Source organism: Nitrogeniibacter aestuarii (assembly GCF_017309585.1).
Taxonomy (GTDB): domain Bacteria; phylum Pseudomonadota; class Gammaproteobacteria; order Burkholderiales; family Rhodocyclaceae; genus Nitrogeniibacter; species Nitrogeniibacter aestuarii.
In genome coordinates, this window is the sequence record NZ_CP071321.1 from 2,081,947 (window position 1) to 2,099,239 (window position 17,293).

At 61.1% G+C, this 17,293-nt stretch carries 9 protein-coding genes; 6 read left to right on the forward strand and 3 right to left on the reverse strand.

The window, feature by feature from the left end; genetic code table 11:
* The first annotated feature begins 10 nt into the window (after positions 1-10).
* From J0W34_RS09615 to J0W34_RS09640, 6 genes are all read left to right on the forward strand, one after another.
* A complete protein-coding gene (locus J0W34_RS09615) occupies positions 11-2,398 on the forward strand; it encodes an efflux RND transporter permease subunit (RefSeq protein ID WP_230971514.1) in 2,388 nt (795 codons plus the stop codon).
* A 67-nt stretch (positions 2,399-2,465) separates the two neighbouring features.
* Positions 2,466-4,460 carry a DUF1302 family protein gene (locus J0W34_RS09620; protein WP_230971515.1) on the forward strand — a complete coding sequence of 665 codons (1,995 nt, stop codon included), beginning with the start codon at positions 2,466-2,468 and terminating at the stop codon, positions 4,458-4,460.
* Positions 4,461-4,542: 82 nt separating this feature from the next.
* Complete coding sequence (locus tag J0W34_RS09625) at positions 4,543-5,853, forward strand: DUF1329 domain-containing protein (RefSeq protein ID WP_230971516.1); 1,311 nt, start codon at positions 4,543-4,545, stop codon at positions 5,851-5,853.
* Between the two features lie 492 nt (positions 5,854-6,345).
* The gene (locus tag J0W34_RS09630; RefSeq protein ID WP_230971517.1) at positions 6,346-8,334 is read left to right on the forward strand and encodes a DUF1302 family protein; all 1,989 of its coding nucleotides are present in this window, start codon (positions 6,346-6,348) and stop codon (positions 8,332-8,334) included.
* Between the two features lie 275 nt (positions 8,335-8,609).
* Positions 8,610-9,689 (forward strand): aromatic ring-hydroxylating dioxygenase subunit alpha, encoded by a 1,080-nt coding sequence (locus tag J0W34_RS09635; RefSeq protein WP_230971518.1) that lies wholly within the window; start codon positions 8,610-8,612, stop codon positions 9,687-9,689.
* 75 nt (positions 9,690-9,764) lie between these two features.
* The gene (locus J0W34_RS09640; protein ID WP_230971519.1) at positions 9,765-10,733 is read left to right on the forward strand and encodes a PDR/VanB family oxidoreductase; all 969 of its coding nucleotides are present in this window, start codon (positions 9,765-9,767) and stop codon (positions 10,731-10,733) included.
* Here J0W34_RS09640 and J0W34_RS09645 read toward each other — a convergent pair whose 3' ends face one another.
* From J0W34_RS09645 to J0W34_RS09655, 3 genes are all read right to left on the reverse strand, one after another.
* The gene (locus J0W34_RS09645) at positions 10,734-13,568 is read right to left on the reverse strand and encodes a LuxR C-terminal-related transcriptional regulator (protein ID WP_230971520.1); all 2,835 of its coding nucleotides are present in this window, start codon (positions 13,566-13,568) and stop codon (positions 10,734-10,736) included.
* A 180-nt stretch (positions 13,569-13,748) separates the two neighbouring features.
* The gene (locus J0W34_RS09650) at positions 13,749-15,083 is read right to left on the reverse strand and encodes a DUF1329 domain-containing protein (protein WP_230971521.1); all 1,335 of its coding nucleotides are present in this window, start codon (positions 15,081-15,083) and stop codon (positions 13,749-13,751) included.
* Between the two features lie 339 nt (positions 15,084-15,422).
* Positions 15,423-17,129 (reverse strand): sigma-54-dependent Fis family transcriptional regulator, encoded by a 1,707-nt coding sequence (locus J0W34_RS09655; RefSeq protein WP_230971522.1) that lies wholly within the window; start codon positions 17,127-17,129, stop codon positions 15,423-15,425.
* Between the last annotated feature and the right edge of the window lie 164 nt (positions 17,130-17,293).

Here is a 17,293-nt window from a genome sequence, read left to right on the forward strand (position 1 = left end):
GGGGAACATCATGGTCAGTCAATTCAAGCATTCCATTACGCACAAGCTGCACAAGGGTGAAGAGTGGCTCTTTGCCAATCCGAAGATCGTGCTCGCGCTGATTCTCGCCATGACGGTCGTGTTCGGCCTGGCACTGCCCAAGCTGCGTGTGTATTCCGACTTTGCCGACCTGCTGCCGCAGAACCATCCGTACATCCAGGTCTACAACCGTCTGAAGGAGAACTTCGGCGGCGCCAACATGATCGTCATGTCCATCGAGGTGGAGCAGGGCACGATCTTCAACAACGAAACCCTCAAGCTGGTCCATGAAGCGACCCAAGGGGTCGATGGTCTGCCCAGCGTCAACCACAACCTGGTCAACAGCCTGACCCACCGGACCTCGCGCAAGATCTACGTGGACCAGTACGGGGGGTTCCAGTCCGACTCCTACTACGATCCGCTCAAGGGGGATCTGTCGGTCGCTCAGCTCGAGCAACTCAAGAAGGACGTGATCGCCAACCCGACGATCTTCGGCCTGCTGGTCTCGCCCGATCTGAAAGCCGCACTGATCAAGGCGCAGCTGAATGAATCGGATCTGGATTACGAGAAGACCTTTGCCGCCCTGCAGAAGGTCCGAGCGGATCTGGAGGCCCCGGGGCACAAGATCTACGTGACCGGTAACCCGGTGCTCACGGGCTGGGTCTACACCTACCTGAACCAGATCATCGAGATTCTGGCCTGGACGCTGGCCTTGCTGGCCACGCTGCTGATTGTCTATTTCCGCCGGTTCTACGGTATCGCCTTGCCGCTGCTCGGCATTGCGCTATCGACGATCTGGGGTCTGGGCTTCATGGCCATGGTGGGGATCAACCTCGAGCCGCTGTCCTTGCCGATTCCGTTCCTGATCGCGGCCCGGGCGACTTCACACGGCGTGCAGCTTGTGGCGCGGTATTACGAAGAGCTGGATGTCGTCAAGGATGGCAAGAAGGCAGCACGCAATGCGCTCGATGCGTTGTTCCGCCCGGGATCGCTGGCGATCATCGTGGATGCGGTGGGCATTGCGGTGCTCATGCTCGGTGCGGCGCCGTTCAACCACAAACTGGGTCTGGCGGCCGGCTTCTGGGGTTTCTCGGTGATCTTCACGGTGCACTTCATGGTGCCGCTGGCCCTGACCGTGCTGCCGCAGCCGAAGAAGACCGAAAACGCCAACCAGGGCGTGCGCGACTTCCTCGGCAAGGCCATGGCCCTGACCGGCGGTACCGATGGCGGCGCGCGTTCGATCCTCGTGTTGACCCTGATCGGTGCCATTGGCGCGACCTATTTCGTGTCCATGGTGAAGCTGGGTGAATCCGAGCCGGGCTCGCCGTTGCTGCACCACGACCACGACTACAACATCTCGACAGCTGCGATCAACGAGCGCTTCCCGGGCTCCGAAGAACTGCACGTGTCGGTGCGTACCAAGGAGAAGGGCGGCATCAAGCAGCCGGAAGTGATGCGCGCCATCGAGCAGTTCCAGGCGCACATGCTCAACGACCCGACCGTGGGTGGCACCAAGGCCATTCCGGGGGTGGTACGTGTGGTGAACAAGCTCACCCACAACGATGATCCACGCTGGATGCAGATTCCGGATACCTCCCGCGAAGTGGGCGGCCTGATGTTTGCCTACATGGCCTCCAGCCCGATCCCGGGTGCCCTGAAAGAGTTCGTGACGCCGGACGAGAGCGAGGCGGACATCGTCTTCTACTACAAGGACCACCAGGCCGATACCATCAACCGTGTGGTGGCGCTGGCCGAGGAAGGCATCGCCCAGCTACGCAAGCAGTTGCCCGATGTGGAGATCGCCCTGGGCGGCGGCATCATCGGCGTCAATGCGGCGGTCAATCAGTCGCTGCACACCGACCACATGATCATCATCCCGGCGGTCATGATCCTCGCCTTCGTGCTGGTGATGGTCTATTACAGCTCGCTGCACGCCGGCTGGCTGATGGTGCTGCCGATGCTGTTCGCCACGCTCATGACCTACGCCTACATGGGCGCCATGGGCATCGGCATCAACGTGAACACCGTGCCGGTGATCGCGGTGGGGGTCGGGGTTGGCATCGATTACGCGGTGTATTTCATGGACCGCATCCGTGAAGAGTTTGCCGACCTGCACGACATCAAGCAGGCCGTGATCCGCGCGGTGGCCACTACCGGCTACGCCGTGTCTTTCACCGCCATCACGCTGATCGCCGGGGTGGTGATGTGGATCTTCATGTCCGACCTGCGCTTCCAGTCCGACGCCGCAATCCTGCTCTCTTTCATGCTCATCGTGAATGCCATTGCCGCCGTGCTCATCGTGCCGGCCTGGTGCGTGGTGTTCAAACCCAAATTCGTGACGGCGGCCCACTACGACGAGGACGGCGTCCTGGAGGCATAAAAAAACAGAAGTCTTGCAAGCGCCGGTCCTGGGAGGTCCGGTGAAATTCACAGGAGGAGACAATCCTATGAAGTGGTACCAGAAAAAGAAACCACCCCAGAAGCTGTGCGCCCTGATGGTCGCTGCAGCATTCTCGGCCCCAGCGATGGCGGTCGGAGATCTGCCGCTGTTCGGCGAGGGGAGTGAGCCGTGGAACGTCGACGTGCTCTATGACAACCATCTTGCCGTTCGTGGCAAGGACGCAACGGGTCATAACGTGGGGCTATCCAAGTTCCGCAATACCCTGACCATCGAGGCCGACAAGAAGCTCTCGAACGGGTGGCGCTTCGATACCACCCTGCGGGGGACGTTCGATGCGGTGTACCGCATGAACAAGAGTGAGTTCGGTGACGAGGCGGGGGGGGCGGTTGAGTTGGAGAGTACGACGTTTGGGAATACTCAGCCGCACGGCGGCGGTATCGTGAACAACGCATCCGGGCCTCCGGGGAACGCGTTCGGTTTCGATATCACGCGCAATCCGAACGATGGCATGCGTCTGCTGGGCGATCGCTGGCACGACCATGTCAGCGGCGATGTCACCTTTGGCGTTCCGGTGCGTCCGTGTGACAAGGACAGCCGCGGTTGTAAAGACTTCGGCGGCTACGGCGATCTGGACCAAAACGAGCTCGAAATGCCCGAGTTCAACGACCGTCTGGACTTCATCCGCGAGATGCACGTTCGCAAGAATATCTACCTGGACAACGGCAACTCCGTGTTCGTGAAGGTGGGCAAGCAGCAGGTGGTGTGGGGTCGTACCGACCTGTTCCGCGTGCTCGACGTGATCAACCCGGTCGATTACTCGCGAAACAACATCTACGACGAGCTCGAAGACATCCGCATTCCGATGTGGATTGCCACGGCCGAGTACCGCATGGGCCCGTCCGAGTCCATGCAGGATCGCAACGTGCAGGTCGTGTGGAACTTCGACAAGTTCCGCCCGAACAATCTGGGTCAGTGCGGGCAGCCAAACGTGATCCTGGACGCCAGCTGCTTCTTCCGCGGCATGGTGAATCTGTGGGACAACGGCGGGACAGTGGCCAACTTTGCACCTAATCCGGTGCTTGGTGGTCTTATGTCCACCGATTTCGGACCCAACCAGATCGGTATTCGCGATGTGCATCTGCCTGACTGGAAGCTGTCCAACACCCAGCTGGGGGTGAAGTTCGAGGGCGTGACCCAGGGCGGGGTTTCCTTCTCGCTGAACGCCTTGACCTACCGGTCTCAGCTGCCGTCCCTGCGGGCATTGCGCACCGGGGCGACCAATCCCTTCACCAGCGCCCCCCAGAACGACACCAACAACAACCTGATTGCGTTTGATGTGTACTACCCGCGCATCAACATGATCGGTGGTTCCATGGACCTGGAGGCCGAATCGATCGGTGCCGCCATCCGACTGGAAGGCGCATTGACCGATGGTGAAGAGTTCGCCAACAGCGCGCGTGAGCAGCTGTACTCCAAGCACAAGGTGTGGCGTTCGGTGATCGGTGTGGATCGTCCGACCTTCATCCCGTGGATCAACGAGCGTCGCACTACGCTGATCTCGGGCCAGTTGTTCTGGCAGCACATCTTCGACCACGAGTACTACAAGACCGGCGAGCGTGTTGCCCCGAGTGGCGCCACCAACAGCCTGGGCCCGGTGGGTATGGTCGACTATGAGGACAACTTCATCGGCACCTTGCTGATCAAGGCCTTCCTGATGGGCGACCGCCTGAGCCCCGAGTTGATCCTGGCGCGTGACTTCCGTGCCCGTGCGCATGTCATCGCGCCGAAGGTCGAATGGAGCGTGACCGACAACCTGAAGCTGACCGTCGGTGGCAACTTCAAGGGCGGTTCCAACTCCCGCAGCCGATTCGACGATTGCCGTACCTGCAATCCGTACCCGGCCTTTACCGGTCCGGTCGTTGACGGTGGCTACTCCCTCGGTCTGGCCAGTGCCGAGCCGCTCGGTCGCTTCCGCGCCGGCCCGATCGGCACTGCAATGTACGAAGACGAAGTCTTCTTCCAGATGCGCTACAAGTTCTGATCCAGCGAACCGGCCCGGGCTGACCGGGCCGGTGTCAGGACTTGTCGCACAAGAACCACCCAAGTTTCATTAGGAGACACCCATGCTGAAGAAAATGAGCCTCGCGCTCGTCATGGCTGGCCTGGTCGGAGGCGCGTATGCGGCCACCGAGGCTGATGTTGATAACACCTTCTTCCCCTACAAGAAGGGCTTTCCGTCCTTCCCGGGGCTGAGCGTTGGCACGGTGATCAACAAGGACAATGTGGACCAGTTCAAGGACGCCCTGGCCGACGGCACCTACATGATGATCAAGAATGGCAACACCACCGTCACGGTCGGTGAATCCATCGATTTCGAACTGCCCAAGGAATACATCAAGGCCACGCGCGACAACCTGAACAAGACCAAGCTGGGCGCCAATCCGGGCGACAACATTTCCGGTTTCGTGGCTGGCCGTCCGTTCCCGGAAGAGCCGGACATCAACGATCCGCGCGCCGGCGAGAAGCTGGCCTGGAACTATAAGTACGGTCTGAACTGGGGTGACAACGCCGTCATCCGACCGCTGATCTTCAAGTATCGCAACATGGAGTCCGGCGAAGTCGAGCGGACGCTGACCAATCACTTCAGCTTCCTGAACTTCAAGCACCGAATCAAGGATGATCCGGTCCCCGAAGTGACCCCGAACCCGTCGGACCTCTTCCGTGCCATCTACCTGGAAGTGGTCGGCCCCGAGGATCTGAAGGACACCAAACTGCTGATCCAGCGCTACGACGACGACTCAAAACTGGATGACGCCTACCTGTACCTGGGCTTCCAGCGACGTGTGCGCCGTCTGGCCGCCGGTCAGGTGACCGATGCCTTCCTCGGTTCCGATCTCATGATCGAGGATTTCGAGGGCTACAACGGTCGCGTGTCCGACATGAAGTGGACCTACAAGGGCACCAAGAACGTGCTGCTGCCCATGTGGAAGCACAATGAAGCGCCCCTGAGCGACGAGATCCCGGCGGACGACGATGGCTACAAGTACATCAAGTTCGGCGGCAAGGGCGGCTGCTTCCTGCAGGCCCCGTGGCAGCTGCGCAAGGCCTATGTGCTTGAGGCCACGCCGGTCAATCCGAACCACCCGATCAGCAAGCGCGTGTTCTACATGGACGCTCAGCTGCAGAACCTGAACGGCGCGATCGAGATCTATGACCGCAACGGCAAGTTGTGGAAAGTGTGGTCCGTGGGCAAGAGCCATCCGGATTACCACCTGCCGATCAACAAGGGCACCGGCATCGGTATCGATGACGGCTTCCAGATGGTCGACGTGCAGTCCAACCATTGCACGACCGGTCACTTCCGCGGCGAGATCGACAAGGCCCAGACTCCGCCGCAGAAGTTCCAGGTGCAGTACATGCGCGGTTCAGACTGACATCGGACAGTCCTCCTACTCACGCCCTTCTGCGGAAGGGCGTTTTTTTTGTCTGTTTACATTGTGCTTGTCTGCAACGATGGGCACACCCGCCGGAAAGGCGGGATTGTTGCCTGGTCGAATCCGGGGCCGACCCGGAGCGACCCATCAAATCGACGAGCCGTATCTCTTGAGCTGTCTCGGGGGAGTTTTCGCGGGCCCGGCGTTTGCCCAGTCGGCCCCGGCCCTGTGCGTCCGGCCCCGCCTGGGGCATCCCAAACGACCGATCAGCGTCCGACTTCGTCGGCTGGCTCCTGCGCAGTTTTCCCGTCTTTTCGGTCGGCGTTGCACAAAACACGTGCACCGATCATTGAACCGTCCCTGTCCGGAGCGTGACCGCGAGGTGCAAAGCGTCTGCGAGGTGACTTGGCCGGATTGCGGGCGGCGTGAAGCATGCGCTCCAGGGGCCCGCCCGCAGAGGCGAGCCCACCCCCAAGACAGAGGAGACATCAAATGACGTGGTTCGACTGCGAGCGGCAACTGACACCGTTGGCTCTTGCCGCTGTGCTGGCAACGGCTTCATTCCCATCCGCGGCCCAGCTTCCATTGCTGGGCAGTGGCTCGGATCCCTGGGATATCGATGTGCTTTATGACAACCATACGGCGTATCGGGGCAAGGACGCGACCGGGCATGTCGTCGGGCTGTCCAAATTCCGCAATACCCTGACCATCGAATCCAGAAAGCGGCTGGCCGGCGGTTGGCAGTTCGGCAGCATTCTGCGCGGCACCTTCGACGGCGTCTATCGCATGAACAAAGGGCAATACGGCGATGATGCCGGCGGCCCGATCATGCTGGAGGATACCTCGTTGGGGGCCATGGTGCCGCACGGCGGGGGCGTGCTCAACTACACCACGGGCACCGGGTTGTTCGGTCCGAACAACAAGTTCGGTTTTGACCTGGCGTCCAATCCGAATGATGGTCTGCGTGTACTTGGCGACCGCTGGCACGGTTATCCGCATGGCGATGTGGCGTTCGGGGTTCCGGTACGCCCCTGCGACAAGGACAGTCGTGGTTGCAAGGACTTCGGTGGATACGGCGATCTGGATCAGAGCGAACTCGAAATGCCCGAGTTCAACGACCGCCTGGACTTCATCCGGGAGGCTCACATCCGGCGCAGCTTCTATCTGGACAACGGTAACGCGATCTACGTGAAGGTGGGCAAGCAGCAGGTGGTGTGGGGTCGAACCGACCTGTTCCGCGTGCTGGACGTGATCAATCCGGTGGATTACTCACGCAACAACATCTACGACGAACTCGAGGATATCCGTATTCCAATGTGGATCGCCCAGGCGGAATATCGCATGGGGCCGTCCGAGTCCATGCAGGACCGGAATATCCAGCTCGTGTGGAACTTCGACAAGTTCAGGCCGCACAACCTTGGGCAGTGCGGTCAGCCAAACGTGATTCTCGATGCCGGCTGTCTGTTCAGGGGGATGGCCAATTTGTGGGATAACGGTGGCACGGTCGCCAATTTCGGTGCGGGGGGCGTCATTTCGACGGATTTCGGCCCCCATCAGGTGGGCATCCGCAATGTGGATCGGCCTGACTGGTCGCTCTCCAATACGCAGTTCGGTGCGAAGTTCGAAGGCGTGACGCAGGGTGGTATCTCGTTCTCGCTGAACGCATTGACCTTTCGCTCTCAACTGCCCTCGCTGCGGGCCATGCGAACCGGCGCGGTCAATCCGTTCACCGGCGATCCGCAGAGCACGGCGAACACGCACTTGATCGCCTTTGATGTGGTGTATCCGCGGGTGAATCTGATCGGCGGTTCGATGGACTTCGAGCTGGAGTCGCTGGGGGCAGCGGTGAGGCTGGAAGGGGCGCTCACCAAAGGTGAGGAATTTGCCAACACGGCACGCGACCGTCTTTACTCGGAGAACAAGGTGTGGCGTTCAGTGATCGGGATCGATCGGCCCACCTTCATCCCCTGGATCAACCCGCGTCGCACCACACTCATCTCGGCCCAGTTGTTCTGGCAGCACATCTTCGATCACGAGTACTACAAGAAGGGCGACTATGTCGCACCCAGTGGCGCCCGGAACACCCTCGGACCAGTAGGCATGCCGGACTGGGAGGACAACTTCATCGGCACCTTGCTGATCAAGGGATTTCTCATGAACGATCGCTTGAGTCCCGAACTGGTCATCGCGCGCGACTTCCGTTCGAGAACGCATGCCATCGCGCCGAAGGTGGACTGGAGCGTGACCGACAAACTCAAACTCACGATCGGGGCAAATTTCAAGGGCGGTTCGAACCGGCGTAACCGCTTCGATGACTGCCGTTCATGTAACCCGTACGCTCCGTTCACCGGTTCGGTGGCCGATATGGGCTACTCGATGGGCATGGCCAGTGCCGAGCCGCTGGGTCGCTTCCGCGCCGGTCCCATCGGGACGGCGCTGTATGAAGACGAAGTGTATTTCCAGATGCGCTACAAGTTCTGAGCTTGCGCCCACCGCGTCGTCCGGCCCTCCGTGCCGGGCTCTGACACCCCGGACAGACCCCGTCAATTAGGCGGGGTCTGTCCGTTTCGGGCTGCATCGCGCGTGCGCTCGGGGATTCCCACCTTTTTGACCAGTGCCGAGGGCGTTTCCAGAACGCACTATGACAACACGCCTTCGCATCGTAACGGGCCGCTGTCCAGACGAAACCTGTCGAGGCGATACCCAAGACCGAGAAGGGCTGATCAGCCCATTCAATGGACCCAAGGAGACACACAATGTTTTTGAAGAACGCATGGTACTGCGCTGGCTGGGGCAAAGACCTGACGCTGGCTCGCGATGAGCTTCAGACGCGACGGATCGCTGGTGAAGCACTTCTGCTCTATCGGGATGCCGACGGGCGTGCCGTGGTCATGGAAGACCGCTGCTGCCATCGCCAGGCGGCCCTGTCGTGTGGCCGGCGTGAAAACGGCGGTATTCGATGCATGTATCACGGCTGGCTGTTCGAGCCGAGCGGCAAGTGCATCGAAATCCCGGGCATGGATACCATTCCCGAGCGTGCCCGCGTGCGTTCGTACCCGGTCGTGGAGCGTGACGGCTGGATCTGGGTCTGGATGGGAGAGGCGGACAAGGCGGATCCGTCGTTGATCTGTTTTGCCGTCGGGCCTGACGAGCCGGGCTGGCGCATCAACACCGGCCAGATGGACATGAAGAGCAATTATCGACTGGAGATTGCCAACCTCGCGGATCTGACCCACATCGCCTGGACGCACGACAAGACCTTTGGCGGAACGCGTGCGTACGCCAATGCGCGTATCAACTACAAGCTGACCGAGCGTGGGCTCGACTACGACTTCTGGCTGCGCAACTCACCGGCCTTCAACGTGTTTGCACACCTGTTTCCCCCAGAGGCCCGTTTCGATTTCCACTTTGATGTGCAGATGTCGCTTCCCTGCAATTTCGTCATGCGCTTCCGTACCTTCATTGCCGGCGAGGCGACTGAAGGCGCGTCGGATGGCCAGTTGCTCTTCGATACCTGGACATGTCAGGCGGTGACGCCGCGCGACGAGGACGAGATGGATTACTACTTCTCGTGGGGGCCGAGCGTGGACACCGATATCCCGGGTCTGACCCAATCGCTGATGGCATGGATTCACGAAGCCTTCCTTGAAGACAAGGTCACGCTCGAAGCGCAATGGGAGCGAGTCAAGGAGAAGCCCGACCATCCCGTGGTCGACTACATCCATGATGCCGGGCCGGGGAAACTGCTCTGGTTGCTCGACAAACTCATTTCAGAAGAACAGGCCGCCGAGGCCATGAGCGGCGCTGCCATGACCCGGAGGGGCGCGTTGGTGTAAGCCATGACCCCGCTGCCACGATCAGACAGGCAGCGGGGCATGACCGACCGATCTATATCCTCAATGGAATTGAATATGCAAAATCAAATGTCCAGGGATCAGTTGCGGCTGGTGGTGACCGAGGTGACCTGCGAGGCGTACGACATTCTGCGGATCGAACTGCGCGCCCGTGATCAGGGCGCCTTGCCTGCCTTTGAGGCGGGTGCGCATCTCGAGCTGCAGTTACCCGGCGCAATGGCGCGGCATTACTCACTATGCAACGACCCCGCCGACCGGGATCGCTACTGTATTGCGGTGGGCCGGATGCGCGAGGGCCGGGGTGGGTCAACCCATATCCATCAGCACGTACGGGTGGGCATGGAACTCGTCACCTCGTCCCCACGCAACAACTTTCCGCTCGACCAGAGCAATGCGCCATGTGTCTTCATCGCCGGTGGTATCGGCATCACGCCGATCCTGTCGATGATTCAGGCGTGCGAGGGCCGTGGTCGCCCGTGGACGTTGCACTACGCCGTGCGCAGTCGTCAGCGTGCCGCATTCTATGAAGTGCTCAGCAACAACTTTGCGGATCGATGTCACTTCCATTTCGACGACGAAGCCGGTGGGGCGCCAATGGCAGCAGCCGGCATCGTGGCGCAAACGCCGCAGGAGGCCCACATCTACTGCTGCGGCCCGACGCCGTTGATGGAGGCAGTCAAGGAGGCTGCTGTCGACCGGACGCCGGAGAGTGTGCATTTCGAATGGTTTTCAGCCCCGGATCTGCCGTCGGCACCCGAGAAGGCCTTCGATGTTGTCGTGGCCAGCACGGGCGCGTGCTATCCGGTGCCGCCGGGCAAGTCGATTCTCCAGGTGCTGGAGGCACATGGCGCGCTGGTGCCCGCGGCGTGTCGGGAGGGGCTGTGCGCGACCTGCCGTACCGGGGTGCTGGAGGGCACGCCGGAACACCGAGATTGCGTGCTCACCCAAGCGGAGCGGGACGCCAACGATCAGATGCTCATCTGCGTATCGCGGGCGCTGTCCGACCGGATCGTGCTCGACCTTTGATTATTGAATCCATCCCAGACCACGTGCCCGCTTGATGGCATCGGATCGGCGCCGAACCTCGAATCGGTCGAAGATCCGTTGCCAGTACCACTTGACCGTACTTTCGGCCAGAAACAGCGTTTCAGCGATATCCCGGTTCGCCATGCCACGCGAACCAAGACTGAGAATCTGAATTTCCCGGTTGCCGATATTGGCCACGTCGATCCGTTCCAGTGTTGTTTCGGGGGTCACCGGGATGTCCGACGGGGCCTTCGATCCGGTACCCGCTTCGATCAGGCGCTGAAGATAGGATTGGGAGAAGGGCTGCACGGAAGGGTCCATGCTCGCGATGCTGCGCAGCAGTTCCATGATGGCCAGCCCTTCGTCCACGAAGCTGCGAACAAAGCCGCCACGCTCGCCCGCCTGCAGCGCGTCGACGGCCAGCCGCTGTGCGGCCAGTTTGTCGTTGAGCGCCAGCCGTGCCTTTGCAAGCAGGAGCGATACGCGAATGAGGGGCCGACCGCATCGCCGCGAGCTGATGAAGGCGTGCCATTGCTTGAGCAGATTGGCCGCTTCGGTCTCACGGCCCGTCTCCAGATACAGGCGTGCCATCGCCAGGGCCAGCAACTCGTGCTTGGTTGTCGTGCGATCACCCGGTGTCAGTCGTTCTTCGAGCAAAGCCCGATAACGTGGCTCACGTGATACGTCGATGGCTTCGCGAATATGCCCCAGCGTGAGCAACTGCCGAATGCGTTCGTTGAGCAAATGGGCGTGAAGTCGATCGAACCCGTACTTGTCGGCAATGTAGGTCCCGTCCTCAAGTAAACGCGCAGCATCGTGAAAATCGCCACCCAGCACCGCGAGGCGGGAGCGGGTGACGAAGCCCGCCACCAGCTTGTCGATGAATCCCAGTTCCGAGGCAATGTCCTGGCCCTCGATCAGTTGGCGGGCTTCATCGCATCGGTTCTGTTCGTACCTGACCTCGGCGAGCAACATGGTCGGCATCGAGAACAGGGGGGAGCCCTCACCGTGGAGTTTTCGCGCTGTGTCCCGGCCGCTCGCGAAGGCCGCGGCGGCGTCATCCAGATCGCCGCGCAAGAAGAATGTGCTACCGACCACCGACTCGTGAAAGGTGATGCCGAAGAGCGCACCGCTGTCCCGGAAGACATCCGACAGCGTCTTTGCCGCGGCCGCCGTACCCTCGCATTTGTATTGCTCCCGATTGGCGAACAACATGGCGGTACCAGTCGAACCGCGCATGAACGGTTCCTTGGTCTGGTCCGTTTCAAGCCATTCGCGTGCCTTCACTCGAGTGGTCAGCATGTCGTCCGAGAACAGGGCTAGCATCATCTCGCGGTGGGCCAGCTCGGATTGCAGATATCTGTGTTCGCTCGCGTCGTGTTCCGATTCTTCGGCGTAGCGGCGTTCCAGCTCGGTGCGCACGAGGTTGAGCGCTTCCTGCGCTTCGGGAAAGCGCCAGCACAGTTCGAAATACCAGGCCAGATCGAGCTGCAGTCGGGGCAGGCGGGCCAGAACGTCACGCGAAAGGCGCGAGGTGAAGCCGGTCAGCGCTGCGGTCTGGCCACGGGCAAACAGTCGCGCGCTGAAACGATCGAGCAGGCTGGCCGCCCGGTCCGCGTCGCCACCGGCAAACGCGTGCTCGACCGCTTCGAAACCGAGATCATGGAGCGCGGCCCATTCGCTGGCGCGAAGATGCAGAATGCTGACCAGGTTCGGGTCCTGCTCCTGGAGGCGTTTGCGCAACAGTTGCGCAAAAAGGTGGTGGTATCGGTACCAGTGTTGATCTGCGTCCAGCGCAAAGACGAACAGGTTCACCCGCTCGAGTTCATCGAGCATGGCGCGACTGTCTTCGCGCTCGGTGACGGCGTTGCACAGTGAGACGTTGAAGCGGTTCAGGATCGATGTCTGCAGCAGGAAATCCTGAATTTCCGGCCGCTGGGAGGCAAAAACCTCATCGATCAGAAAGTCGGCAATGTTGCGATGCTTACCGGAGAAATCATTCAGAAACTCTTCGAGGTTGGCTTTGCCGCGCATGGCGATCGCGGCCATCTGCAATCCGGTGGCCCAGCCTTCGGTGCGTTCGCACAGCCGGCGGGCCTGATCCTCCGAGAGCCCCGAGATGCTGAGCTGGGCGATGAAATCGCGGGCTTCGGCCACCGAAAAACTCAGGTCGGTGGCTTCGATGACCTCGACAGCATCGGTTGTCCGCAGACGACTCACCGGCAGGTTGTCCATGTGCCGAGATGAGACCAGCAGGTGCAGATGCTCAAGCGGTGCGGTCAGTGCCGCATTGATCGCGTCGAGCACCTCGGGCGCGGTGACCAGATGATAGTCATCGAGAAACAGATAGATGTCCTGCCGATACGCGTGCAGATCGTTGATGAACGTGTTGCGCAACACATGCGGTGGGACATACACGCCGGAATTGAGCAAGGCGTTGCAGCCGTGCCCGAAGTCGGGATGCTGGCGTCGAATGGTAAAAACGACGTAGGCAAGAAAATGGGTGAAATCGTTGTCTTCCTGGTCCAGGCTGAGCCAGGCCGGCTTCAGGCCCTGATCACCAAGGCATTCGTGTACTTGCACCAGCGTGCTGGTCTTGCCGTATCCGGCGGGGGCGCTGACCAGTAACAATTGGCGTGTGAGTGCGCCGGCGATGCGTGCCTGCAGCTGGGCGCGAGGCAGTAGCTTGCGCGTGTTGCTCGGCGGCGAGAGTTTGGTCTGGAGTAAAGGCGGGCGCTGGGCATCGGGCGCGTCTGCCGCATGCCGCAGGGGGCGGTCCGCCGCGCTCCGGGTGGGGGGTTCTGCCGTCTGTGTGAAGCCCTCTGTACGGTTCATCCCAGGTGTCTCCCTTGTCTGCTCGGCTCATGGGCCACGCTTTATGTCTTTGGATATATTCCAAGTCGTGTGCTGATTGGTCAATAGCTAGTGCTCGGGGGGTGTGAGGTTTTCTTTCGTTTGCACGCACAAAAAACGCCACGCACCCGAGTGGATCGGGCGCGCGGCGGCGGGGGAGAATCAGTCGTTTCCGCGCAGGTTCTGAACACTGAACAGTTGTTCGGGTGCCAGATCCGGGCCAACCCGACCGCGGAACGAGCCCGTGGTGCAATGTCGGGACTGCAGATCGATCATCGAGAACGAATCACCGATGTCAGAGCCGGTGCCCGCAGCGCCGGGGTGAGCGCCCCGATCGGGATGGACCCAGCCGATCACCCACAGCTTCCACAAGTTGCCTTTCCGATCATAGATCTCGGTGATCGGGATCTCGTTGGTCTGCGCGTCGATGTACATGACGCGTTTGCCGATCGGGTGGTTGGGGTCTTTGGGAGTGGCCTCAACGATGTAGGTGGTGCGAAGCTGGAATGGCGCATCGACATGACAGCTGCCACGGCCTGCAAAGGAGGTGTATTCCCACGTGCTGCCGTCCGGTTCCCGGAACTTATGCTCCTTGCCCTTGTTGGCAACCTCGTTCCGGTCCCAGAAAGGCTGGAGCATGGCGGTGGTGCCTTTGTAGGTCCAGTTGTAATCGGAAATGCGCCCGTTGTACCCCTCGAAGTCTTCGATCATCAGATCAGAGCCCAGGAATGAGTCCGTGGTCTGGCCCGTGGCAAGGCGCCGCACGCGACGCTGGAAACCCAGATAGAGGTAGGCGTCGGTCAGCTTTGCGTCGTCCTTGTACTTCTGGATCAGGAGCTGGGTGTCCTTGATGTCTTCCGGCTCGCTGACGCGAATGTAGGCGCCCCGGTACAACTGCGATGGATTGGGTTCGAAGTCCGGCGTGGGTTCATCTACCGTTCTGAAGGCGTAGCGCTTGAAACAGAACCGATCAAAGGTGATGGTGCGTTCCACGTTGCCGGAGTCGTAGTTGCGGAAGTCCCAGATGAACGGTTCCAGACAGCCCAGATCACCCCAGACGCGACCGTATTGAAAGTTCCACGCCAGCTTTTCGCCAGCGAGTGGGTCGTTGATGTCGGGGGCCTGGGGGAACGGTCGGCCGGAGATGTAGTTTTCAGGCATTTGCCCCTGTGTCAGGGTGACCTGTCCGGCGTTATTACGGGTCGCCGCGATGTACTTGTCGTGCAAGGTGAAGTCGAAGGTCTTGCCGACGGCGATTTCCAGATCGCCGGCCTTGACCAGGTCGAACATGGCCGGGTTGAGTGCCTGTTTGACCTGATCGACGTTCGAGCTCGAAATGGTCATGCCCGGTTTCACGTTGGGCGAGCTGGGTACGCTATCGCGGTAGGTATGGAAGGCTTGGTCGATAACGGCATCGCTGATCGGCTCCGCGAGCACGGCGCCGGAAATGCCGGTCATGAGCGAAAGCGTGAGCGCACGCTGAAGAGTCCCTTTCATCTGTCTCTCCACAAGGGTTTGGGTGGAAGGCGGTCTGCTGTCCGGAGGGGCGCCCGGACGTGGTTAGCGGGGCGTTGACTGCGCGGAGGCGGTCAAGTGGGAAGCGGACGGTGATGGGGGACGCGGTGGCGCTCTGGATAGCGGGATGCTGGAATGCGAGCGTTGTGATTCATGGGAGTCTCCTGTTGGTTTTATGTCGTGTCGCGAAGCTCTTTGTCTTCGCAGATTGACTATCGAGGAGACGCGCCGGGAGGGCGCCATCCGAAAAGATGGGTGTTGGACTGGCCCGGGGTTGGAGGCGCCGGTCGAACTGCGGGAATCTGCCCTTGATGATGGGCGTTAGCGTTGGGTCCGCCGCAAGCGGTATTCGACCTGCCCGCGCTTCAGATCGAGCAGACGTGCCGTGGCTGAGACGTTGCCACCGCTGCGCTGGAGCGCGCGTGACAGGACGAGGCTTTCGATCTGTTCGAACGAGACGCCCTCGTCGAGGAGCTGATCAACGATGGCTTCCTCGGCAGAACTCGGCTGATGTTCACTCTGTTCGGGCACGAGACGGCCGCCCGGGCCGAGGTTGAAGGCGCCGTCCTGCAGCTTCTCGCCGCCGGCAAACAGATGCTGGACATCGATCACGCCGTCGTCCTCGGCCAGAATGACGCCGCGCTCGATCATGTTCTCAAGCTCGCGGACGTTGCCCGGCCAGTCGTAGTTCCACAAGGCGTTGTAGGCGCTGGTCGATAGCCCGCGTACCTGTTTGCGGCATCGGGCCATGCTGCGTTCCAGGAAGAGGGCAGTGAGCAGGGGAATGTCTTCCCGGCGCTCCTTGAGCGGGGGGATTTCGATCGGAAACACATTGAGGCGGAAGAACAGATCGCGCCGGAAGCGGCCGGCTTCCACCTCCGCCCACAGGTCCTGGTTGGCCGCCGCGACAATGCGCACGTCGGCCTTTCGCACCTCCGTGCCGCCGACCCGTTCGAATTCCCGCTCCTGAATCGCTCTGAGCACCTTGCCCTGGGCGGACAGGGACAGGCTGGCGACTTCGTCGAGAAAGAGCGTGCCGCCAGCGGCGCGTTCGAAGCGGCCGGGCCGGGTGACATCCGCCCCGGTGAAGGCGCCGCGCTCGACGCCGAACAGTTCGGCCTCGACCAGCTCTTTGGGAATCGCTGCGCAGTTGATGGAGATCATCGGTCCGCCCGACCGCGGGCTGATGGAGTGCAGGGCGCGCGCGAAACACTCCTTGCCCACGCCGCTTTCGCCCTTGAACAGCACCGTCGAATCGGTCGGGGCAACCTTGCGCACCAGTCGGGCGACATTGTTGAAGCCGGCCGAAGCGCCCACGAAGCCTTCGAGGTCCTGAACCCGGTCGCCGTGCCGGTGTCGTGCGCCCGCCAGCGAATCGACGAAGGTGTCGATCTGCAGGAAGTGAGCATGACCGGCTTCCTCTCTGGGCCACTCGGCCAGGGGCTTGCCGATCACGCGGCACTGGGCATGGCCCATGGCAACGCACTCGGTTTCCTGCCAGTGGATGGGCATGCCGGTATAGGCGGTACAGAAGCCGTCGGCGTAGCCGACCATCATCCAGCACGCCGGGCTGCCACTGACGCCATGGTGACGAAGATGCGCTTCGGCCTCCCAGGAGGCGCGCCAATGGTAGTCGCCGAAGAACTCGCCCTGTTCGATGTCATAGCGCATGGTTTCGTTGGGCTGGTTGCGCACGAAGCCCTCGATTTCCCGCAGGCGTGGCCCCAGATTCAGCCCCTCGATGCCCTGGCCGATGCCGGCGTCGCGCACCCGGTGTCCGTCCTCGAAACCCTGTTGGTAGCCCAGCCGGGTGATGAGCTCGCGCGCCTTGTCGATGCCCAGGAGGGTGATGAGTTCGTGACGCAGGGCGGCGAAGGACTCCGCGTGCATGAGCAGCATGCGCTGCTCGAGCAGCCGGATGTGGCCGGTGTCGGGCGAAAAATGCAGTTGGTCGATCAGGCCCCGACTGTGGACATCTTCGCTCATGCCCAGCGGTTCGCCGGTGCGTCGTGGCCGTGCGCTCATCATCCTTCCCGTTCGTGTTTCGTGAAATGGAGGATGTGCTCTGGTGAAGGGTTTGTCAAATGAAGAAAGTTCCCGGGCGTTCCGGGTTTTTCGTTTCTTGGAGGAGGAAAAGTAACCGAAAAAACAGATGGTTATAAATGTCGAGATTTCTGGCACATCGGTTGCTA

What these genes read in the sequence shown, in the direction of transcription:
- J0W34_RS09615 (WP_230971514.1), top strand. Translation starts at nt 11, where the DNA reads ATGGTCAGTCAATTCAAGCATTCCATTACGCACAAGCTGCACAAGGGT.
- J0W34_RS09620 (WP_230971515.1), top strand. Translation starts at nt 2,466, where the DNA reads ATGAAGTGGTACCAGAAAAAGAAACCACCCCAGAAGCTGTGCGCCCTG.
- J0W34_RS09625 (WP_230971516.1), top strand. Translation starts at nt 4,543, where the DNA reads ATGCTGAAGAAAATGAGCCTCGCGCTCGTCATGGCTGGCCTGGTCGGA.
- J0W34_RS09630 (WP_230971517.1), top strand. Translation starts at nt 6,346, where the DNA reads ATGACGTGGTTCGACTGCGAGCGGCAACTGACACCGTTGGCTCTTGCC.
- J0W34_RS09635 (WP_230971518.1), top strand. Translation starts at nt 8,610, where the DNA reads ATGTTTTTGAAGAACGCATGGTACTGCGCTGGCTGGGGCAAAGACCTG.
- J0W34_RS09640 (WP_230971519.1), top strand. Translation starts at nt 9,765, where the DNA reads ATGCAAAATCAAATGTCCAGGGATCAGTTGCGGCTGGTGGTGACCGAG.
- J0W34_RS09645 (WP_230971520.1), bottom strand. Translation starts at nt 13,568, where the DNA reads ATGAACCGTACAGAGGGCTTCACACAGACGGCAGAACCCCCCACCCGG.
- J0W34_RS09650 (WP_230971521.1), bottom strand. Translation starts at nt 15,083, where the DNA reads ATGAAAGGGACTCTTCAGCGTGCGCTCACGCTTTCGCTCATGACCGGC.
- J0W34_RS09655 (WP_230971522.1), bottom strand. Translation starts at nt 17,129, where the DNA reads ATGATGAGCGCACGGCCACGACGCACCGGCGAACCGCTGGGCATGAGC.